Raw genomic sequence first — 20,104 nt, forward strand, 5'->3', positions numbered from 1 at the left:
CACAGTCCAAATGTGGGAGGGGGCTTGCCCCCGATGGCGGTGGTTCAGTCATAGATACTGAGACTGACACACCGCTATCGGGGGCAAGCCCCCTCCCACATTTGGTCGGCGTACTGTCAGTACAGTCGTCTTCTTCTCCACGCTCGCGTAAACTTGCGCGCTTTCGCAGCCCCTCCCCGCTGCACACTCATTTTTTTCAAAGGTGCCCGCCATGCCTTGGCTGCAAGTCCGTCTCGCCATCAGCCCAGAACAAGCCGAAACCTACGAAGACGCGTTCCTTGAAGTGGGCGCCGTCTCGGTGACCTTCATGGACGCCGAAGACCAGCCGATCTTCGAGCCGGAACTCAACACCACCCCGCTGTGGTCCCACACCCACTTGCTGGCCCTGTTCGAAGACGGCACCGATGCCGCCAGCGTCCTGGCCCATATGGAACTGCTCACCGGCGGCCCGCTGCCCGAGCACCACAGCGAAATCATCGAAGACCAGGACTGGGAACGCAGCTGGATGGACAACTTCCAGCCGATGCGTTTCGGCCAGCGCCTGTGGATCGTGCCGAGCTGGCACGCCGCCCCCGAGCCGGACGCGGTGAACCTGCTGCTGGACCCGGGCCTGGCGTTCGGCACCGGCACGCACCCGACCACCGCGCTGTGCCTGGAATGGCTGGACGGCCAGGACCTGAACGATTGCCACGTGCTGGACTTCGGCTGCGGCTCGGGGATTCTGGCGATTGCCGCCCTGTTGTTGGGCGCCAAGGAAGCCGTCGGCACCGATATCGACGTACAGGCCCTGGAAGCCTCCCGCGATAACGCCGGGCGCAACCACATTGCTGAAGGCAAATTCCCACTGTACCTGCCGGAGCAATTGCCCCAGGTGCAGGCTGATGTGCTGGTCGCCAATATCCTCGCCGGCCCGCTGGTGGCCCTGGCGCCGCAGCTGTCGAGCCTGGTCAAGCCGGGTGGCCGCCTGGCGCTGTCGGGCATCCTCGCCGAACAGGGTGAAGACGTGGCCGCAGCCTACGCCCAGGATTTCGAGCTCGACCCGATCGCCAATCGTGATGGCTGGGTACGCATCAGCGGGCGTCGGCGCTAGAATGAGCGCTTGCCTGAATCGGATGGCCGCATGACCGACAGTTTCGTCACCCAGTGTCCCCATTGCCAAACGCGCTTTCGCGTCAGCCACGCTCAGTTGAACGTGGCGCGCGGCGTGGTGCGCTGCGGCTCGTGCCTGCAAGTGTTCAACGCCGCGCGCCAGTTGCTGGAGCAGCGCGCCCACGCGCAAGCGCCGAAGCCTGAACAGCCGGCCGCAGCGGAGCACGCCGCCGAGGCGCCGCGGGCGATCAGCCAGAAACAGTGGACCGCGCAAGAGCTGGACCTGGACAACCTGGACCTGGACAAAGAACTGGCCAAGCTGGAACGCCGCGAGATTCAACACACCCAGCCGCTGGGCGCGGAACGCCGGCAAGGCAGCGCCGACCGACGCAAAAAGGAAGATGCCCTCAGCGCCAGCCGCGACACGATCAAGGCCGAGGAAGAAAAATGGGCCGCCAGCCTGTTCAGCGAACCGCCTGAAGAACGCGGCAAAGCGCCCGAAGACGAACCTGAACCGGCAAATGCCCCTGCGACTAAACAGCGCACCGAACCGTCGATGTCCCTCGCCACCGACGACATCGACGATGAACCGCCGCTACGCTCCACGCCTGCCGATGAAGACGACGAACTCGACCCACCCGTGAGCGCGGTCAGCGACGACGTGGACGCGCCGGAACCCGACGAGCGCCCCCAAGGCCGCAAGCGCTCGCGCAGCGCCGCCAGCGCCCACGACGAGCTGCTGCAGGACCTCGAAGATGACCCGCTGCACTTGTACGCCGGCAAACGCCCGTCGGGCTGGGGCCGTCGCCTGCTCTGGCTGTTGCTGGTGCTGATCGCCGCCGCCGGCCTCGCCGGCCAGTACATTGCCTACCAGTTCGACGACCTGGCGCGCCAGGACGCCTATCGCCCGTGGTTCCAGCAACTGTGCCCGACATTGGGCTGCACGGTGCCATCACGGGTCGATATCGCGCACATCAAGAGCAGCAACCTGGTGGTGCGCAGCCATCCTGAATTCGCCGGCGCGCTGGTGGTGGATGCAATCATCTATAACCGCGCGACGTTCTCCCAGCCGTTCCCGTTGCTGGAACTGCGCTTTGCCGACCTGAACGGCAACCTGATCGCCAGTCGGCGCTTCAAGCCCGCCGAATACCTGAGCGGTGAGCTGGCCGGGGTCAGTGAAATGCCGTCGCAGACGCCGATCCATATCTCCCTGGACATCCTCGACCCCGGCAACAAAGCGGTGAATTACAGCCTGAGCTTTCATTCGCCCGAGTGAATCGGCGCGGTCATCGAGGTTTGACGACGGATTATTGACTGGACCGCCGGCAACCAAACCGGTGGCGATAAAGAAATAACTGTTCAGATTTTATCCAATTCAGCCTTTATCCAGTCATCGAGAGCGGGTATCATGCCAACCCTTTTTCGAACTCTAATGATCCGGCCCCACAACAGGGAAGTCCTATGTCGGCGGTACGCATCGGCCCATACACATTGCACAATGGTTTGATTCTCGCGCCAATGGCGGGAGTCACCGACCAGCCCTTTCGTCAGCTGTGCAAGCGTTTGGGCGCGGGTCTAGTAGTCTCGGAAATGGTCACCAGCGACATGAGCTTGTGGAACACCCGCAAATCGCGGCTGCGCATGATCCACGAAGGTGATCCCGAGCCCCGCTCGGTACAGATCGCCGGTGGCGACGCACAGATGCTGGCGGAGGCGGCCCGGGCCAACGTGGAGCTGGGCGCGCAGATCATTGACATCAACATGGGCTGTCCGGCCAAGAAGGTCTGCAACAAGGCCGCCGGTTCCGCGCTGTTGAAGGATGAGCAGTTGGTCGCCGAGATCCTGCAGGCCGTTGTCGCCGCAGTGGATGTACCGGTCACCCTGAAGATTCGTACCGGCTGGGACCGGGACAACAAGAATGGCCTGACGGTGGCGAAGATCGCCGAACAGGCGGGTATTTCAGCGCTGGCGGTGCATGGCCGCACCCGCGCCGATCTTTACACCGGCGAAGCCGAGTACGACACCATTGCCGCGATCAAGCAGGCCGTGTCGATGCCGGTATTTGCCAATGGCGATATCGACTCAGCCGAGAAAGCCCGGCGCGTGCTGCATGCGACCGGTGCCGATGGCCTGTTGATTGGCCGGGCCGCCCAGGGGCGGCCATGGATTTTTCGTGAAGTCGAACACTTTCTGCGTACCGGCGAGCTGTTGCCGGCACCGGGGTTGATCGAGGTGGAACGTATTCTGCTAGAGCATCTGGCCGCCCTGCACGCCTTCTACGGAGACGTGATGGGAGTACGCATTGCTCGCAAGCATGTCGGCTGGTATCTCGCAACCCTGCCGGGCGCCAGGGAGTTTCGCGCCCACTTCAATCGTTTGGATGATACGGAAGCACAGTGCGCCAACGTTCGTGAGTTCTTCAGCGAACGTGACAAGAGCCTGGTGACAGGGGACGGAGAGGGGGTGGCCGCATGACGATGATGACCGAGACTTTAGTGAGTGGAACAACACCCGTGAGCGACAACGTCAATTTGAAACAGCACCTCAACACGCCGAGCGAAGAAGGCCAGACCCTTCGCGGGAGTGTCGAGAAGGCGCTGCACAATTATTTCGCCCACCTTGAGGGCGCTTCCGTCACGGACGTGTACAACCTCGTGCTCTCCGAAGTCGAGGCGCCCTTGCTCGAAAGCGTGATGAACTACGTCAAGGGCAACCAGACCAAAGCCAGTGAGCTGCTGGGCCTCAACCGTGGCACCTTGCGCAAAAAGCTCAAACAATACGATTTGCTGTAAGCATTCAATCCGACCAGAAAGGCGCCCGCGTAAAACCGGTCGCCTTTTTTGCTGACTCCTTTGCTTTTGATGGAAATTGAAATGACCGACCAGACTACCCGCCTGCCGATCCGCCGCGCCTTGATCAGTGTCTCCGACAAGACCGGGGTTCTCGAATTTGCCCGGGGGCTGGAAGCCCTGGGCGTGGAAATCCTCTCCACGGGCGGGACCTTCAAACTGCTGCGAGACAACGGCGTGGCCGCAGTAGAAGTCGCGGACTACACCGGTTTCGCAGAGATGATGGACGGTCGGGTCAAGACCCTGCACCCGAAAATCCATGGTGGCATCCTCGGCCGTCGCGGTATCGACGATGCCATCATGAACGAGCACGGCATCAAGCCGATCGATCTGGTGGCCGTCAACCTCTACCCGTTCGAAGCCACCATCAACAAGCCGGGCTGCGACCTGCCGACCGCCATCGAAAACATCGATATCGGCGGCCCGACCATGGTTCGCTCGGCCGCCAAGAACCACAAAGACGTGGCCATCGTGGTCAACGCCAGCGACTACGCCCAGGTGCTTGAAAACCTCAAAGCCGGTGGCCTGACCTACGCCCAGCGTTTCGACCTGATGCTCAAGGCGTTCGAACACACCGCCGCCTACGACGGCATGATCGCCAACTACATGGGCACCGTGAACCAGGCCGCCGAGACCCTCAGCACAGAAGGTCGCAGCCAGTTCCCGCGGACCTTCAACAGCCAGTTCATCAAGGCCCAGGAAATGCGCTACGGCGAGAACCCGCACCAGAGCGCGGCGTTCTACGTGGAAGCCAAGCCGGCCGAAGTGGGCATCGCCACCGCGACCCAGCTGCAAGGCAAAGAACTGTCCTACAACAACGTGGCCGACACCGACGCCGCGCTGGAATGCGTGAAGAGCTTCGTCAAGCCGGCCTGCGTGATCGTCAAGCACGCCAACCCGTGCGGCGTGGCCGTGAGCCCGGACGCTGAAGGCGGCATCCGCCAGGCTTACGAACTGGCCTACGCCACCGACACCGAATCGGCCTTCGGCGGCATCATCGCCTTCAACCGCGAACTCGACGCCGCGACCGCCAAGGCCATCGTCGATCGTCAGTTCGTCGAAGTGATCATCGCCCCGTCCGTCAGCGAGGAAGCCCGCGCCATCGTGGCCGCCAAAGCCAACGTGCGCCTGCTGGCCTGCGGCGAGTGGTCGCCCGAACGTGCCCCTGCCTGGGACTACAAGCGCGTCAACGGCGGCCTGCTGGTGCAAAGCCGCGACATCGGCATGATCAGCAGCGCCGACCTGAAAGTGGTGACCAAGCGCGCGCCGACCGAGCAGGAAATCAACGACCTGATCTTCGCCTGGAAAGTGGCCAAGTACGTTAAGTCCAACGCCATCGTCTACGCCAAGAACCGCCAGACCATCGGTGTCGGCGCCGGCCAGATGAGCCGCGTGAACTCGGCGCGCATCGCCGCGATCAAGGCTGAACATGCCGGTTTGCAGGTAGCGGGCTCGGTGATGGCGTCCGACGCGTTCTTCCCGTTCCGCGACGGTCTGGACAACGCGGCCAAGGCCGGCGTCACCGCAGTGATCCAGCCAGGCGGCTCGATGCGTGATGCCGAAGTGATTGCTGCGGCTGACGAAGCCGGCATCGCCATGGTCTTCACCGGCATGCGCCACTTCCGTCACTAAACAGCACCGCTTCCCGACTGTAGGAGCGAGCTTGCTCGCGAAAAACTCAAAAACGCCACGAGGTGTCAGGTTTCCCTCGTTATCGTTGACGACCTTCGCGAGCAAGCTCGCTCCTACAGAGAAGCACAGCGTTTCTCAGAGGTTTTTGAAATGAATGTCTTGATTATTGGCAGCGGTGGCCGTGAACACGCCCTGGCCTGGAAAGTTGCCCAGGACCCACGCGTCCAGAAAGTATTCGTAGCCCCCGGCAACGCCGGCACCGCCATTGAAGCCAAGTGCGAAAACGTCGCCATCGACGTGCTGGCCCTGGAACAACTGGCGGATTTCGCCGAGAAAAATGTTTCCCTGACTATCGTTGGTCCGGAAGTGCCGCTGGTTGCCGGTGTCGTCGACCTGTTCCGCAGCCGCGGCCTGGACTGCTTCGGCCCGACCGCCGGCGCGGCCCAGCTGGAAGGTTCCAAGGCATTCACCAAGGATTTCCTGGCGCGCCACAAGATCCCGACCGCCGACTACCAGAACTTCACCGAGATCGAGCCGGCCCTGGCTTACCTGCGTGAAAAAGGCGCGCCAATCGTGATCAAGGCCGACGGCCTGGCCGCGGGCAAAGGCGTGATCGTCGCCATGACCCTGCAGGAAGCCGAAGACGCCGTGCGCGACATGCTCGCTGGCAACGCCTTCGGTGAAGCCGGTTCGCGCGTGGTCATCGAAGAATTCCTCGACGGCGAAGAAGCCAGCTTCATCGTGATGGTCGACGGCAAGAACGTCCTGCCGATGGCCACCAGCCAGGACCACAAGCGCGTCGGCGACGGCGACAGCGGCCCGAACACCGGCGGCATGGGGGCTTACTCCCCGGCCCCGGTCGTGACCAGCGAAGTGCATCAGCGTGTGATGGACCTGGTGATCTGGCCGACCGTGCGCGGCATGGCCGATGAAGGCAACGTCTACACCGGCTTCCTCTACGCCGGTCTGATGATCGACAAGGCCGGTAACCCGAAGGTCATCGAGTTCAACTGCCGCTTCGGCGACCCGGAAACCCAACCGGTGATGCTGCGCCTGCAATCGAGCCTGGTGCTGCTGGTGGAAGCCGCGCTGGCCCAGGCCCTGGACAAGGTTGAAGCCCAGTGGGACCCACGCCCGAGCGTCGGCATTGTGCTGGCAGCCGGCGGTTACCCGGCCGACTACGCCAAGGGCGATGTGATTGAAGGCCTGGACGCGGCGGCGACGCTGGAAGGCAAAGTGTTCCATGCGGGCACTGCGCTGCAGGACGGCAAGGTGGTGACCGCAGGTGGCCGTGTGCTATGTGCCACCGCGATGGGCGCCAGTGTCGACGCTGCACAGCAACAGGCTTACAAACTGGCGGCAAAAATCAGCTGGAACGGCTGCTTCTACCGTAAAGATATCGGCTATCGCGCGATTGCCCGTGAACGTGGCGAGACTCATTAAGTCGCTATCCGTTCGGTTAGGTAAGGGCCTCTGGCCCTTGCCGTACTCGTATGACCCCGCGCATAGTTAACCCGTGCTTCAACCTACGAAGGGATTTCGCCGTGCGCTGGCTCAGGATCGCCATAGGTTTCACTGTCAGTCTGCTGACACTGCTCTGTTTGCTCCCGGCCCAGGCCGCTGCGCAAGGCAGTGGCTGGGCAGTATTGCTTGATGAACAGGCCGACCTGCAACTGAGCGATATCCGTTCGCCCCGCTACACCAATCAATTCAGCCCCATCGAACTGGACCGGATCACTGCCGCCGAGCCGGACGGTGCGTTGTGGGTACGCTTCAAGCTGCAACCCGGCCAGCACGAGCAAGTGCTGCGGGTGTTTGCCCCGGACGTCTCCCTCCTGAGTCTGTATGTGCTGGATGGCGACACCCTGGTGGAACAGCAAACCACCGGCACGCGCCAGCCCCAGGCCGAGCGCCCGCTGCCCAGCAGCGACTTCATGCTGCCGATGCCCCAGAGCCCGAAGCCCCTTGAGGTGTACCTGCGCCTGGTCTCGGAACACGAACTGCGCCCCTATATCACCCTGGAGCCGGCCGTACTCGCCGCCGCCGACCAAAGCCAGACGCTGATCTACGGCCTGCTGTTCGGCTGCCTGCTGATGCTGATCCTGCACAACCTCTCCCGCTTCGCCTACCACCGCTCACGCAGCAGCCTGTGGCTGGCGGCCTGCGAAGTGCTGCTGCTGCTCAGCCTGGCGTTGCTGCTCAACCTGCTGGGGCCATGGCTGCAGAACTGGCACGCGATCCAGACGCCGGGCGCCTACCTCGCCCTGCTGCTGACCGCACCGTGCGGGCTGATGTTTGCCTATCGCTTCTTCATGCCGCTGGGCCCGCACCCGCTGAACAAACTGTTGATGGCCGACATTCTGTTGATCGTGCTGTGCGGCCTGCTGCTGTTGTTCGTCAACACGTTGCCGCTGAACATCATCACTTACGCCCTGGTGGCCCTGGCCGGCCTGAGCATGTTGTTTGTCTCGGCCTATCACTGGCAAAAAGGCTACCGGCCGGCGCGGTTGTTCGTGGCCGGGATGGTGGTGTTCAACATCGGCACACTGATCATCCTGCCTGCCTTGCTTGGCCTCACGCTGCTGGCGCCGCAAGGCTTGATCATTACCCTGCTCAGCTTTATCTGCCTCAGTGGCCTGCTGATGAGCCTGGCCCTCGGCGAACGCCAGCGCGCCATCGTCGAAGCACGCTTCAGCCTCAGCCGCGAGCTGGCGGCCAGCAACGCCGAAATCGCCGCCAAGGCCGAGTTCCTGGCGAAGATCAGCCACGAAATCCGTACCCCCATGAACGGCGTGCTGGGCATGACCGAGCTGCTGCTGGGCACGCCGTTGTCGGTCAAACAGCGCGACTATGTGCAGACGATCCACAGCGCCGGTAACGAACTGCTCACACTGATCAACGAAATCCTCGATATCTCCAAGCTGGAATCCGGGCAGATCGAATTGGACGACGTGCAGTTCGACCTCAATGCGCTGATCGACGACTGCCTGAGCATCTTCCGCGCCAAGGCCGAGCAGCAGAACGTCGAGCTGATCAGCTTTATCCAGCCCCAGGTGCCGCGGGTGATCAGCGGCGACCCGACGCGCCTGCGCCAGGCGATGTTGAGCCTGCTGGAAAACGCCCTGCAGAAAACCGATGAAGGCGAAGTGTTGATCGTCGTCGCCCTCGACGAGCGCAGCCCCAAGCCGCGCCTGCGCATTGCCGTGCAGGACAGCGGCCTGCCAATGGAAGCCGCCGAACGCGATGCGTTGCTGCACAGCGAACTGCACAGCAAGAACTTCCTCTCGGCCACCCGCTTGAGCGGCCACCTGGGCCTGGTCATCGCGCGCCAGTTGATCCTGTTGATGAACGGCGAATTCGGCATCAAGAGCGGCGCACAACAAGGCAGCACCCTGTGGCTGACCCTGCCGCTGGACCCGGAACGCCTGGAACACCCGACCTCCGACCTCGACGGCCCGCTCAAGGGTGCGCGGGTACTGGTGGTGGACGACAACGACACCTGCCGCAAAGTGCTGGTGCAGCAATGCACCGCCTGGGGCCTGAATGTCAGCGCCGTGCCGTCGGGCAAGGAAGCCCTGGCGTTGTTGCGCACCAAGGCGCACCTGCGTGATTACTTCGACGTGGTGCTGCTGGACCAGAACATGCCCGGCATGACCGGCATGCAACTGGCGGCCAAGATCAAGGAAGACCCGAGCCTCAACCACGACATCCTGCTGATCATGCTCACCGGCATCAGTAACGCGCCAAGCAAGATCATCGCGCGCAATTGCGGGATCAAGCGCATCCTCGCCAAGCCGGTGGCCGGCTATACCCTCAAGACCACCCTGGCCGACGAACTGACCCAGCGCAGCAAAGGCGGCGGGCAGCCACGCGCGCCCCTCAACGCGCCGGCGGCCATCATCGTGCCCAGCGACTTCCGCATCCTGGTGGCCGAAGACAACAGCATCTCCACCAAAGTCATCCGCGGCATGCTCGGCAAGCTCAACCTCAACCCGGACACCGCGAGCAACGGCGAAGAAGCCCTGCAGGCGATGAAGGCCCAGCGCTATGATCTGGTGTTGATGGACTGTGAAATGCCGATCCTCGATGGCTTCTCCGCGACCCAACAGTTGCGGGCCTGGGAAGTCAGCCACCAGCGCATTCGCACGCCGGTGGTGGCGCTCACCGCACATATCCTCTCGGAACACAAAGAGCGCGCACGCCAGGCCGGGATGGACGGGCACATGGCCAAGCCGGTGGAATTGTCACAATTGCGCGAGCTGGTGGAGTACTGGGTGGCGCAGCGTCAGCCACGGCCGGAGCATGCACCCTCTTAACGTCAAATGCGATCGAATGTGGGAGGGGGCTTGCCCCCGATGGCGGTGGACCAGTCACCTATGCATCGACTGAAAGACAGCGATGGCAAGCTCGCTCCCGATAGCGCTGGAACAGTTACAAATAAGCTGACTGTCACACCGCCATCGGGGGCAAGCCCCCTCCCACACTGAGCCTGCGTCTGCCACACAATGGATGAACACCACAGATCCTATGTGGGAGGGGCTTGCCCCCGATGGCGGTGGACCAGTCACCTATGCATCGACTGAAAGACAGCGATGGCAAGCTCGCTCCCGATAGCGCTGGAACAGTTACAAATAAGCTGACGGTCACACCGCCATCGGGAGCAAGCCCCCTCCCACACTGAGCCTGCGTCTGCCACACAATGGATGAACACCACAGATCCTATGTGGGAGGGGGCTTGCCCCCGATGGCGGCGGACCAGTCACCTATGCATCGACTGAAAGCCGGCGATGGCAAGCTTGCTCCCGATAGCGCTGGAACAGTTACAAATAAGCTGACTGTCACACCGCTATCGGGAGCAAGCTCCCTCCCACATTTGATCTCTGTCGCCTGATAGACTCCGCCAATCTCCTTCTGTCGCGAGCCACCCCCATGCTCCACGTGTTATTCAGCGTTTACCTGAAGATGCTGGTGCTCTACAGCCCGTTCTTCGTGTTGTCCTGTTTTATCAGCCTGACCCGCGGCTATTCGAGCAAAGAACGGCGACGCCTGGCCTGGAAAGTGGCGTTGGCGACGCTGGTGTCGAGCGTCTTGCTCTACCTGTTCGGCCGGGTGATTTTCAGCGTGTTCGGCATCACCGTGGACGCTTTCCGCATCGGCGCCGGCAGCGTGCTGTTCATCTCGGCCCTGGGCATGGCGCAGGGCAAGTCGGCGGTGCAGACCGATAACGTGCAGCAGGACGTGACCATCGTTCCGCTGACCATTCCCCTCACCGTCGGCCCCGGCACCATCGGGGCGCTGCTGGTGATGGGCGTCAGCCAGCCCCATTGGGACGACAAAATCGCCGCCATCCTCAGCATCGCCCTGGCCAGCTTCACGGTGGGCGTGGTGCTGTATTTGTCCAACCGTATCGAACGGATTCTCGGTGACCAGGGCTTGCAGATTGTCAGTCGCTTGATGGGCTTGTTCGTGTGCGCCTTGGCCGCACAAATCATCTTTACCGGGGTGCGCGGCTACCTGGTGCCTTAGATCCGGTATTTGGCGATCGCCAGTTGCACCTTGTCGCCCGCACTCTCACGCATCAACTGGATGGTTTTTTCGTTGACCACCGAGGTATTCAGCACCAGGCAGGTTTGCCCGCTGAAGGCCTCGAACGAGGAACTGTCCCACTCAAGAAAAGGCAGCCCCACGTGCTTGCTGACGCCATGGGAGCTGTAGGTCACCAGCACCATCATGACTTCGCCGTCGGTTTCGGCGCAGGACGCCAAGCCAAAATCGCCGCCCTGATGCACGCTGCTATTGCGCTTGAACAGCTCGAATGACGCCGGCATCTGTTTCAATGTTTCCAGCGCATCGGCGGCCAGTTTCGGCAGCGCCGTCAGCAGAGGCCCGGCCAGTGAGGTCGAGGCCAGCAGGGTGGCGATGATATTCAGCGCCGCCAGTTGCACCGTCAGCCCCTTGCCGGCGCTTGAGACCCGCTCGAACCGGCTGCGCACCGGCAGCCAGCCCAGGCTGATCATCACCTTGATAAATTCGTCGTACCAGCCCTCCGTGCCGCGACTGATCTTCAAGACATCGCTGACGTAGCTGCTGGCCAACAGATAGCTTTTGCGGATGTATTCGCGGTTCAAGCCGCTCAGGCCGTCGGCGAACGAGATCACGCCATTGTTGACCACCGCCGCGTTGCAGCCGTCCTCGGTATCCAGCGGTAAAGCCGCGTGCGTCCCCGGCGCGCCGGGCAGCTTATAGGCGGCAATCAATTTGCGCCGCTTGGTGCTGTTGATCCTTCTGTGATGTCGCTCCATTTTCAGTTCTCCACAAGCACCCCACATGGGGCGTGTGTCCACACTAGTCCAGGCGCCGACGGGCTTTCCACACGACAAACATCCCTTGCCGGCAGCGCTCGCAAAGCGCAGCCCAGCATTCGTTGGGCGCCCCACGGGCAGTTCCGGATTTCATCGATAAAAAAAGAAAAAGCCCCGAATCACGGCAGGTGTTCACCCAGCGTCATTCGGAGCTTTCCGGCGCTCGCGCGGCGCTTTTCAGGAGGCCGGTTTTTCGCCATACCAGCGCGGCGTGTACACCCACTCACCGCCGCCGGCGCGCGGGAACGCGCAGGTGGTGGACGAGCCGATCAGCACCATGGTCCGCATGTCCACCTGTTCCGGGGTCAATTGCCCCAGCGTGGTCACGCGCAGGGTCTGGCCCGGTCGCCCGATATCGCGGCCCAGCACCACCGGCGTTGCGGCGTTGCGGTGTTGCGCGACAATCTCCAGGGCACGCCCCAGTTGCCACGGCCGCGCACGCGAGATCGGGTTGTAGAACGCCAGGGCCAGGTCGGCCTGGGACGCGAGGTCCAGGCGCTGCTCGATGATCGACCAGGGCTTGAGGTTGTCCGACAGCGACATCACGCAGAAGTCGTGCCCCAACGGCGCGCCGGCCTGGGCGGCGGTGGCCAGGGACGCGGAAACGCCCGGCAGGATTTCCAGCTCGACCTGGTGCCAGGCCGGGTCGTCGGACTCGTGCAGCGCCTCGATCACCGCCGCCGCCATGGCGAACACACCAGGGTCACCGGACGACACCACCACCACCGACCGGCCTTGAGCGGCCAGCGCGAAAGCGTGGCGGGCGCGCTGCATTTCTTCACGGTTGTCGGTGCAGTGCTGCACCTGATCGTCGCGGAACGGCCCGGCCATGCGGACGTAGGTTTCGTACCCCAGCACATCGGTACAGCGCGCCAGTTCGGCCTTCACCGCCGGCACCATCAGGTCGGCGGCGCCAGGGCCAAGGCCGATCACCGCAAGACGGCCACGCGGGCGACCGACCTGGGACACGTCCAAGGGCTGCTCGGCGACCGAAACAACGATGTCCGCCGCTTGCTCCACCTCGGCGAAACGCAGCGGCACGCCTAATTCCAACGCCGCTTCGTGCAACGACGGTTCGGCCATCTGGGTATCGCTGGCCAACAGGCAGGCCAGTGACTGCAGGGCAATCCCCGAGGCATGCAACGCGCCACGCACACGCTGCGCCAATTGCGCGCCGGGCTTGCAGGTGACGCACACGCTCTGTGGATAAATCAGCAACTCGTTGGCCGCCGGTACGCGCTCGGCGCTGCCTACGTGGATCGCCAGGCGCGCCTGTCGGTCCTGCGCCAGGTTGGCCTGGTCAAGCCACGGCGCCGCGCCTTCGATACGCACGCTTTCGCCGGCAAGCAGGTCGCTGACGAAGCGCTTGCCCAGCTCCAGGTCCGCCAGTTGATAACCGGCCGGCGGGTTGAGCAGGCACGTGCCGAAACGCAGCTCGCCACTGGTGGTGATCGCGGCGGCCACGCCCAACGCCGCGGCAATCTCCCGCGCCATGTCATTCACCCCGCCCAAGCCACCGAGCAACGGCACCACCGCGCTGCCGTCTTCGGCCACGGCCAGTACGGCGGGCTCTTCGCCTTTTTCCAGCAGCAGCGGCGCCAGGGTACGGATCACGATACCGGCGGCGCACAGCGCGATCAGCGGCGTGCCTTGCTGATAGAGCTGGCGCAGGGTCGCGCCGAATTCGCGGTAGCTCTGGTCCGCGCCGTCGACCCGGCCCTGCAGGCCGTGGATCACCGCGCCCGGATACACCTGCGCAATCCTGCGCGCCGTGGCCAGGCTGCCCTGCCCGAGGATGACAATCGCCGGGCGCATCAACCTTGCCACCGTTCACCGGGCACGATGATCAGCGAGAAATACGGCGAGGACATCGGCTCGACTTGATCCAGCGGGACGATTTTCTGGTTGGCCATGGTCGCGCGCTCCACATACAGCGCACGCTCGGCCAGGCCGAGTTCTTCGAGCACCTGGCGCACCTTGGGGAAGTTGCGCCCCAGCTTCATGATCACCGCCGCGTCGGCATCCGCCAGGCGACGCTTGAGGTCTTCATGGGGCAGCACCCCCGACAGCACCGACAGGCTCTGGTTGCGATACACCAGCGGCGCGCCGAGCACCGAGGCGCCACCGAGCATCGAACACACGCCGGGAATGACCTGCGCTTCGTAGCGCTCGGCCAGGCGGTCATGCAGGTACATGTAGGAGCCGTAGAAGAACGGGTCACCTTCACAGATCACCGCCACATCGCGGCCGGCGTCCAGGTGCGCGGCGACGTCCTGGCTGGCGCTGTCGTAGAAATCGCTGATCACCTGTTCATAGGACAGCGGCGCCGGCAACGCTTCGGTGGTCACCGGGTACACCAGCGGCATCAGGGTTTGCTGCGCCACCAGGTGGTCTTCGATGATGCCGAAGGCGTTGCCCTTTTTGCCCTTGGCCACGAAGTACGCCACCACCGGCGATTCGCGCAGCAGGCGCAGGGCCTTGAGGGTGATCAGTTCCGGGTCGCCGGGGCCGACGCCCAGGCCGATCAAACGTCCGCGTGCCGGCATTATTCGACCTCCGTGGCCAGGGCATTGACCGCCGCAGCCGCCATCGCACTGCCGCCCAGGCGGCCCTGCATGATCACGAACGGCACGCCACGGCTGTCGGCGGCCAGCATCGCCTTGGATTCGGCGGCACCGACGAAGCCCACCGGGAAGCCAAGGATCAACGCCGGTTTCGGCGCGCCGGCGTCGAGCATTTCCAGCAGGTAGAACAAGGCGGTCGGCGCATTGCCGATCACCACCACACTGCCGGCCAAGTGCGGGCGCCACAGTTCCAGGGCGGCGGCGGAGCGGGTGTTGCCCAGCTTCTGCGCCAACGCCGGCACGCGTTCGTCGCGCAGGGTACAGATCACTTCGTTGTTGGCCGGCAGCCGCGCACGGGTCACGCCTTCGGACACCATCCGCGCATCGCACAGAATCGGCGCACCGGCGGCCAGCGCCTCGCGCCCGGCCTTGCCTGCGCCTGCGGAGAACTGCAGGCCGTCGATCGCCTCGACCATGCCGCAGGCATGAATCACGCGCACCGCGAGTTTTTCCAGGTCGGCCGGGATGCGCTCCAACCTGGCTTCCGCGCGAATAATGGCGAAGGAGTTGCGATAGATCTCCTGACCGTCGCGGATGTAATCAATCATCGGTGTTGCTCCGTGGGTGAGCGCGCAGCAGGGCGCCCGCCGCTTCAATAGAAAGAGTGCGCGCGTGCAGCCGGCCGAAACCGGGCTGGGCTGCTTCGCGAAAATAGACGTCGTAATGGCCGGGGCTGACCGCCAGCAAGGTCACCGGCGCGATGTGCGCGGCGGCGCAGGAACGCGCGCAGCCAGACAGATGTACCGCGTGGCCTGGGCGCAGCGCGGCCAGTTGCATCGCGTCGGCCTTGGTATCGGCCAGGCCTTTGCCGCAGCCGCTGGAGCCGGTGCAGGCGATCAACTGCGCCAGCGGCTGGTCGGCCGAGCAGAGGAAGCCCAGCTGTTCCAGGCGCGCGGTGATCGCGGCGGCATCCTGGCATTTGGCGTTGGGCAGCAGCAGACCTTGCCAGGGGGTAAAGCGCAGCGTGCCGTCGCCATACTCATCGGCGAGTTGCGCGGCGCCCTTGAGCATGGAGGCGTCGAGTCGACCCAGCGGCGTCACGGCGGCGACGTAGACCCGACCGTGCTGATGCTGTGGATAACTTCCCAGGTGCAGCCACGCCCCGCTGGCCGGGCGCTTGAAGCCATCGACCGGCAATAACGGCAGGTCCAGCCCGACCAGGAAGTTATCCACAGGCAGATGACGCATGCGTGTTTGCGCCGGCGTGGTCAGGTCCAGAAACCGTTCCAACACCGCCACCACCAAGGCATGCCCCTGCTCCAAGCGCACGGCCGCCAACGGCGCATCCAACCCCGGGCAGCCGGCCAGGCCGAACGCGAGCAGTGTTTCGCCGCCCTGCTCAAAGGCCGACAGCCACAGGTCATGGTGATGTTCGAGCATCGCCAGGGTTTCACCGCCATCCAGTTGCACCGCGAACTTGGCCGACAGCTCGTGGAAGCGCGTGTGGTTTTGCAGGGTGGCAAGGATCTGGTCGGCCAGCGGGCGCGTATCGAACAGCATCTGCGGGTCGATACCGGCGCTGGGGCTGAGCATCAGGTTGCGCACGTCGTCACCGGCGGCGGTGCTGGGGCCGAGGCCTGCGGCAAGGAGCATCGCGATCAAAGCCTGCTGCTCGGCACCGATCCCGCGGATCTGCAGGTTGGCGCGGTTGGTCGCCTCGATCACCCCGCCCGCATAGGCCTGGGCCGCGTCCGCCACGGCATGGGCTTGTGCGGCGCTGATCGCGCCGCCGGCCAGTTTGATCCGGCAAATGCCGCCGTCCAACGCCTGGACGATACGCAGCAACCCCGGGCAAGCCGAGGGGCGCAAGGTGTTCAGAGCAGGGATTGGGTTCACGGGGCTACCGGTTCGCGGGTCAAGGCGCGGTATTATGCCTGCTTTGTCCGACGGCATGAAAAGCCTGCCCGTCGGATGTCGTTCAAGGAATTCATATGTCGCCCTGGCTGACGGTAATAGGCATCGGTGAAGACGGCTTCAAAGGGCTCGGCAGAAACGCCCGGCACGCCGTGTTGCGTGCCGCGCGGATCATCGGTGGCCAGCGCCAATTGGACCTGTTGCCAGTGTGCGTGCGCGGCGAACGCCAGTTGTGGCCGAGCCCGTTTTCCCTGGCGCCGCTATTGGCGCGACGCGGTGAACCGGTGTGCGTGCTGGCCAGCGGCGACCCGATGTTCTACGGCGTCGGCGCCAGCCTGGCGCGGCAGGTGCCGGCTGAAGAGATGCTGATTTTGCCGGCGCCCTCCTCTGTGTCGCTGGCGGCGGCGCGTCTGGGCTGGGCGTTGCAGGACGTGATGACGTTATCGGTGGTGGCCCGGCCCTTGGCGGCGTTGAATGCACATCTGGCCAGCGGCGTGCGCTTGCTGGTGTTGAGCAATGACGGGCAGAGCCCTGCCGCGATTGCCGCGCTGTTGGCTGAATCCGGCTTTGGGCCGAGCCGCCTCAGCGTCTTTGAACACCTGGGCGGCGCGGCTGAGCGGCGTGTCGATGGCGTGGCCCACGCTTGGCCGCACGCTGCGGTCGCCGATCTGAACCTGGTCGCCATCGACTGCCTGGCCGACGCCGACGCCCCACGCCTGTCGCGCCTCGCCGGCCTGCCGGATGTGGCATTCAAACACGACGGCCAACTGACCAAGCGCGACGTGCGCGCCATGACCCTGGCCCGCCTGGCGCCACTGCCCGGCGAATTGCTCTGGGACGTGGGCGCGGGCAGCGGCTCCATCGGCATCGAGTGGATGCGCGCCCACCCGAGCTGCCGCGCCCTGGCGATTGAAGCCGATGCCGGCCGCCAAGGCCTGATCGAACATAACCGCGACGCCCTCGGCGTGCCCGGCCTGCAACTGGTGCGCGGCACCGCACCCGCGGCCCTCGGCGGCCTGGAAACGCCCGACGCGATCTTCATCGGCGGCGGCGTCACCCGCGACGGCGTGCTCGAGACCTGCTGGCAGCACCTGCGCCCCGGTGGCCGCCTGGTCGCCAACGCCGTGACCCTGCAAAGCGAAATGACCCTGATGGCCTGGCGCGCCCGACACGGCGGCGAACTGACCCGCCTCCACGTGGCCCAGGCCCAGCCGCTCGGTGAATTCGACACCTGGCGCCAGGCGCTGCCGATCACCCTGCTGGACGTGATCAAGCCCCTATGAAACCGATCCTGCTACTGGGCGGCGTCACCGAAGCCCTCGCCATCGCCCGCACCCTCGGCCCCGAACATATCTACAGTCTGGCCGGTGTGGGCCGCGTGCCGACCGACCTCACCTGCCAGGTGCGTGTCGGTGGCTACGGCGGGGTTGAAGGGTTGGCGCAGTTCGTGCGCGACGAACACATCGGCCTGATCCTCGACGCCACCCACCCGTATGCGGCACAGATCAGCCACAACGCCGCCCAGGCAGCACGGTTGTGCGGTGTGCCGTGTTGGGCCCTGCGCCGCCCGGCATGGCGACCGCAAGCGGGGGATGACTGGCGCGAAGTCGCTGACTGGGCCGAGCTGATCGAGGCCCTGAAACCCTTCAAGCGCCCGCTGTTCACCTTGGGCCGCGAGCCGTTGCAGCATCTTGATGAGATCCCGCAGGAGCAGTTCTGGACACTGCGCGCGTTGGAGGTGTATCCGGGCAATGAACGCTGCGAAGTCATCGGCGCGCGTGGGCCGTTTCTGATCGAAAACGAGCGTGCGTTGTTCGAACGACAAAAGATCGATGTACTGATCAGCAAGAACAGTGGCAGCACCGCCACCGAACCGAAGCTGGAAGTGGCACGCGAGCGAGGGGTGCCGGTGTTGGTGTTGAGGCGGCCGGTGTTGGCTCAAGTGGATCGGGAACTCTTGTCGCTGGAAGAAACACTCATCGCGTTGGCAAACTTCATTCGATAAGTCAGGATCGCTCGCCTGTTTTATTAGTAACCTATTTGTTACCTTCAGCACGGCCAATGATTGAGATTGAAGAATACCGACGCGACAACCACCTCAGCCCAAAACGCGATCTCCTCGCAGTAAAGTCGCTGATCGCAGAGTATCAGCGGCGCAAGGCATCGGAACCAAAGAGGTAACCCCGCATGGCGCTAACCCGCAGCTACAAACACACCATCGCCGAACGCGCTCAACGCGACCCTGAATTTGCCCAAGCACTCCTGGATGAGGCGGCTACGCTTTTTCTCAATGGCGAGCCGGAAATTTCACGCGTGATTCTGCGTGATTTGGTCAACGCCACAGTGGGATTTGAAGGGCTTGCGAAAGAGACCGCTAAACCCAGTAAAAGCCTGCACCGGATGTTGTCAGCCAGCGGAAACCCAAGCATGGATAACCTGGCAGCGATTTTTGCAGTGATTAGAAAAGCGTTAGGTGTCGATATGCAGGTCCACGGAGTTCCCACCGCATAATTTGCGACATCAAACCACACCACCAATGTCACACAGATGATGCTGTGCTGGCATGTCTGTGCATCAAACATGAAATGCTGGAAAACTAGCGTGGGGTATTCGGAGAGCCGATTGTGTCGACGCTGTCGACACAGTTGGCAGATCGTTCCTTTGGACGAACACAGGAACGATCACTCCTCAGGCTGTTAGCGCCTCGCGGCAGTCATCTGCCCGACACCATCCTGTACGCGATCAGCCAGTAACTGCGCCAGTCCTATCAACTGCGCAACGCCCAGCAATTCCTCTCGTTTCGGGCCATCCAGGTAAAACGCAAGGTCGCAACTCAGTGCATCGGCCGAGGCGAGTGTTTCGATGAGGTTGACCAACAGGTCTTCGGTGCTGATTCCATCGGCCACGGCGAATAGCCGGACGGGGGGATTTGGGGTGGGTTTAATCATTGTGAAGCTCCTCAGGAAAGTGGAGCTGCCACTGATCGCCGCGACGCGATGGGGTGGCAGCTGTGCGCAGGTTCGCGGACCGGTCCTAAGGCAACCCGGCATACCCGAAGGTATCCCGCGCACAGCCACCATAGCGCCGCACAGTAGACGATAAAAAGGCGTCAACTGAAAGCAGGTGATAGCGCTTTGCTCTTAGAAAATCCGGGCCGCGACGCCCGCCCGCTGCGTTTGCAAAGGTGTACGGAGACTAGAGAGCGAGTTTCCTAGGGGCAACCTCAAACACTTGTCGGAAGTTTCTGTTTTTACAAAAACCTAGCCGAACGGTCAGTTGTTTGGTCCTTCATCATTCAGCAGCCTCTTCCTGGCGCCACTCCCGGCGCGATCCCCTCTGCACGACTCAACACCACGATGGTGTGTGAGGCCTCTGCACGCAAAAAAAGGAAGTGACATGAACAGCTCCGATAACACAGTGGTCAGCAACCTACAAAACCTGGCTCAGGTGGTGGAGTACGCGGACGACGATGGCATCCCTGACCTTTTGCAGCCTGGATATCGCGTAGAGAGCCAGATGTGAAGCGCTACAACATCACCACTGGCGCGACGACCACGGCGGGCGGCAAAGTGATCAGTGGCCTGGAGCGCACCAGCTTCAACGGCCAAATGATCGCCAGGGAGGGTGACCGGGTCGCTTGTCCGGCATGCGGCACTGAAGGCGTCATCGCGCTCGTTGGGCCTCACCTGCACGA

At 63.4% G+C, this 20,104-nt stretch carries 19 protein-coding genes and 1 pseudogene; 13 read left to right on the forward strand and 7 right to left on the reverse strand.

What is annotated here, in order from left to right; translation table 11 throughout:
- The first annotated feature begins 211 nt into the window (after positions 1-211).
- The 5 genes from prmA to purH all read left to right on the forward strand — a co-directional run bounded on the left by prmA (position 212) and on the right by purH (position 5,570).
- Complete coding sequence (gene prmA, locus INT12_RS27545; protein ID WP_046384850.1) at positions 212-1,090, forward strand: 50S ribosomal protein L11 methyltransferase; 879 nt, start codon at positions 212-214, stop codon at positions 1,088-1,090.
- Positions 1,091-1,120: 30 nt separating this feature from the next.
- The gene (locus tag INT12_RS27550; RefSeq protein WP_193039894.1) at positions 1,121-2,365 is read left to right on the forward strand and encodes a DUF3426 domain-containing protein; all 1,245 of its coding nucleotides are present in this window, start codon (positions 1,121-1,123) and stop codon (positions 2,363-2,365) included.
- 185 nt (positions 2,366-2,550) lie between these two features.
- Positions 2,551-3,564 (forward strand): tRNA dihydrouridine synthase DusB, encoded by a 1,014-nt coding sequence (dusB, locus tag INT12_RS27555; protein ID WP_017849670.1) that lies wholly within the window; start codon positions 2,551-2,553, stop codon positions 3,562-3,564.
- The gene (fis, locus tag INT12_RS27560) at positions 3,561-3,881 is read left to right on the forward strand and encodes a DNA-binding transcriptional regulator Fis (RefSeq protein WP_002555375.1); all 321 of its coding nucleotides are present in this window, start codon (positions 3,561-3,563) and stop codon (positions 3,879-3,881) included. The genes dusB and fis overlap by 4 nt, the downstream gene beginning before the upstream one ends.
- An 81-nt stretch (positions 3,882-3,962) precedes the next feature.
- Entirely contained in the window at positions 3,963-5,570 is a 1,608-nt protein-coding gene (purH, locus tag INT12_RS27565; RefSeq protein WP_169885519.1) for a bifunctional phosphoribosylaminoimidazolecarboxamide formyltransferase/IMP cyclohydrolase, read from the forward strand.
- 15 nt (positions 5,571-5,585) lie between these two features.
- On the opposite strand, the pseudogene INT12_RS31495 reads toward purH, so the two are convergent.
- A pseudogene (locus INT12_RS31495) lies at positions 5,586-5,699 on the reverse strand (outer membrane lipoprotein carrier protein LolA); the annotation flags it as partial.
- A gap of 21 nt (positions 5,700-5,720) precedes the next feature.
- Here INT12_RS31495 and purD point away from each other — a divergent pair.
- From purD to INT12_RS27580, 3 genes are all read left to right on the forward strand, one after another.
- A complete protein-coding gene (gene purD, locus INT12_RS27570; RefSeq protein ID WP_017849672.1) occupies positions 5,721-7,013 on the forward strand; it encodes a phosphoribosylamine--glycine ligase in 1,293 nt (430 codons plus the stop codon).
- Positions 7,014-7,114: 101 nt separating this feature from the next.
- On the forward strand, positions 7,115-9,886 hold the full coding sequence (locus INT12_RS27575) for a hybrid sensor histidine kinase/response regulator (RefSeq protein ID WP_169885516.1): 2,772 nt from the start codon (positions 7,115-7,117) through the stop codon (positions 9,884-9,886).
- Between the two features lie 613 nt (positions 9,887-10,499).
- Positions 10,500-11,096: a MarC family protein gene (locus tag INT12_RS27580; protein ID WP_017849674.1), complete on the forward strand. Its 597-nt coding sequence runs from the start codon at positions 10,500-10,502 to the stop codon at positions 11,094-11,096.
- Here the strand turns inward: INT12_RS27580 and INT12_RS27585 are convergent.
- The 5 genes from INT12_RS27585 to cobG form a co-directional block, all read right to left on the reverse strand.
- On the reverse strand, positions 11,093-11,872 hold the full coding sequence (locus tag INT12_RS27585; RefSeq protein WP_046384853.1) for a hypothetical protein: 780 nt from the start codon (positions 11,870-11,872) through the stop codon (positions 11,093-11,095). The genes INT12_RS27580 and INT12_RS27585 overlap by 4 nt on opposite strands.
- Before the next feature lie 237 nt (positions 11,873-12,109).
- Positions 12,110-13,747: a precorrin-3B C(17)-methyltransferase gene (gene cobJ, locus INT12_RS27590; protein WP_102618967.1), complete on the reverse strand. Its 1,638-nt coding sequence runs from the start codon at positions 13,745-13,747 to the stop codon at positions 12,110-12,112.
- On the reverse strand, positions 13,747-14,478 hold the full coding sequence (locus INT12_RS27595; protein WP_017849677.1) for a precorrin-2 C(20)-methyltransferase: 732 nt from the start codon (positions 14,476-14,478) through the stop codon (positions 13,747-13,749). Before INT12_RS27595 ends, cobJ begins: the two co-directional genes overlap by 1 nt.
- Positions 14,478-15,104 carry a precorrin-8X methylmutase gene (locus INT12_RS27600; protein ID WP_046384855.1) on the reverse strand — a complete coding sequence of 209 codons (627 nt, stop codon included), beginning with the start codon at positions 15,102-15,104 and terminating at the stop codon, positions 14,478-14,480. Before INT12_RS27600 ends, INT12_RS27595 begins: the two co-directional genes overlap by 1 nt.
- Positions 15,097-16,449 carry a precorrin-3B synthase gene (gene cobG / locus INT12_RS27605; RefSeq protein ID WP_193039895.1) on the reverse strand — a complete coding sequence of 451 codons (1,353 nt, stop codon included), beginning with the start codon at positions 16,447-16,449 and terminating at the stop codon, positions 15,097-15,099. Before cobG ends, INT12_RS27600 begins: the two co-directional genes overlap by 8 nt.
- A 38-nt stretch (positions 16,450-16,487) precedes the next feature.
- Between cobG and INT12_RS27610 the strand changes: the two genes are divergently transcribed.
- The 3 genes from INT12_RS27610 (at position 16,488) to INT12_RS27620 (ending at position 18,921) form a co-directional block, all read left to right on the forward strand.
- Positions 16,488-17,693, forward strand: a complete 1,206-nt coding sequence (locus tag INT12_RS27610; RefSeq protein WP_057006058.1) for a bifunctional cobalt-precorrin-7 (C(5))-methyltransferase/cobalt-precorrin-6B (C(15))-methyltransferase — start codon at positions 16,488-16,490, stop codon at positions 17,691-17,693.
- Positions 17,690-18,415 carry a cobalt-precorrin-6A reductase gene (locus tag INT12_RS27615; RefSeq protein WP_102618969.1) on the forward strand — a complete coding sequence of 242 codons (726 nt, stop codon included), beginning with the start codon at positions 17,690-17,692 and terminating at the stop codon, positions 18,413-18,415. The genes INT12_RS27610 and INT12_RS27615 overlap by 4 nt, the downstream gene beginning before the upstream one ends.
- 182 nt (positions 18,416-18,597) lie before the next feature.
- Positions 18,598-18,921, forward strand: a complete 324-nt coding sequence (locus INT12_RS27620; protein WP_046485680.1) for a DNA-binding protein — start codon at positions 18,598-18,600, stop codon at positions 18,919-18,921.
- 185 nt (positions 18,922-19,106) lie between these two features.
- Here the strand turns inward: INT12_RS27620 and INT12_RS27625 are convergent, their stop codons facing one another.
- Entirely contained in the window at positions 19,107-19,358 is a 252-nt protein-coding gene (locus INT12_RS27625; RefSeq protein ID WP_046485678.1) for a DUF6124 family protein, read from the reverse strand.
- 448 nt (positions 19,359-19,806) lie between these two features.
- Between INT12_RS27625 and INT12_RS31690 the strand changes: the two genes are divergently transcribed.
- A complete protein-coding gene (locus tag INT12_RS31690) occupies positions 19,807-19,932 on the forward strand; it encodes a hypothetical protein (protein ID WP_256583811.1) in 126 nt (41 codons plus the stop codon).
- A partial coding sequence (locus tag INT12_RS31500; RefSeq protein ID WP_193059102.1) for a PAAR domain-containing protein occupies positions 19,929-20,104 on the forward strand: 176 nt, incomplete at its 3' end. The genes INT12_RS31690 and INT12_RS31500, both read left to right, overlap by 4 nt.

Origin of the sequence: Pseudomonas sp. K8 (assembly GCF_014889455.1) — a bacterium.
GTDB classification, from domain to species: domain Bacteria; phylum Pseudomonadota; class Gammaproteobacteria; order Pseudomonadales; family Pseudomonadaceae; genus Aquipseudomonas; species Aquipseudomonas veronii.

Bases quoted from the DNA above. Each gene is read 5' to 3' on its own strand.
- purD (WP_017849672.1), top strand. From the start codon at position 5,721: ATGAATGTCTTGATTATTGGCAGCGGTGGCCGTGAACACGCCCTGGCC.
- INT12_RS27550 (WP_193039894.1), top strand. From the start codon at position 1,121: ATGACCGACAGTTTCGTCACCCAGTGTCCCCATTGCCAAACGCGCTTT.
- INT12_RS27595 (WP_017849677.1), bottom strand. From the start codon at position 14,478: ATGCCGGCACGCGGACGTTTGATCGGCCTGGGCGTCGGCCCCGGCGAC.
- INT12_RS27615 (WP_102618969.1), top strand. From the start codon at position 17,690: ATGAAACCGATCCTGCTACTGGGCGGCGTCACCGAAGCCCTCGCCATC.
- INT12_RS27625 (WP_046485678.1), bottom strand. From the start codon at position 19,358: ATGATTAAACCCACCCCAAATCCCCCCGTCCGGCTATTCGCCGTGGCC.
- cobJ (WP_102618967.1), bottom strand. From the start codon at position 13,747: ATGCGCCCGGCGATTGTCATCCTCGGGCAGGGCAGCCTGGCCACGGCG.
- INT12_RS31690 (WP_256583811.1), top strand. From the start codon at position 19,807: ATGAACAGCTCCGATAACACAGTGGTCAGCAACCTACAAAACCTGGCT.
- fis (WP_002555375.1), top strand. From the start codon at position 3,561: ATGACGATGATGACCGAGACTTTAGTGAGTGGAACAACACCCGTGAGC.
- prmA (WP_046384850.1), top strand. From the start codon at position 212: ATGCCTTGGCTGCAAGTCCGTCTCGCCATCAGCCCAGAACAAGCCGAA.
- dusB (WP_017849670.1), top strand. From the start codon at position 2,551: ATGTCGGCGGTACGCATCGGCCCATACACATTGCACAATGGTTTGATT.
- INT12_RS27610 (WP_057006058.1), top strand. From the start codon at position 16,488: ATGTCGCCCTGGCTGACGGTAATAGGCATCGGTGAAGACGGCTTCAAA.
- cobG (WP_193039895.1), bottom strand. From the start codon at position 16,449: ATGCCGTCGGACAAAGCAGGCATAATACCGCGCCTTGACCCGCGAACC.
- INT12_RS27600 (WP_046384855.1), bottom strand. From the start codon at position 15,104: ATGATTGATTACATCCGCGACGGTCAGGAGATCTATCGCAACTCCTTC.
- INT12_RS27620 (WP_046485680.1), top strand. From the start codon at position 18,598: ATGGCGCTAACCCGCAGCTACAAACACACCATCGCCGAACGCGCTCAA.
- purH (WP_169885519.1), top strand. From the start codon at position 3,963: ATGACCGACCAGACTACCCGCCTGCCGATCCGCCGCGCCTTGATCAGT.
- INT12_RS27580 (WP_017849674.1), top strand. From the start codon at position 10,500: ATGCTCCACGTGTTATTCAGCGTTTACCTGAAGATGCTGGTGCTCTAC.
- INT12_RS27585 (WP_046384853.1), bottom strand. From the start codon at position 11,872: ATGGAGCGACATCACAGAAGGATCAACAGCACCAAGCGGCGCAAATTG.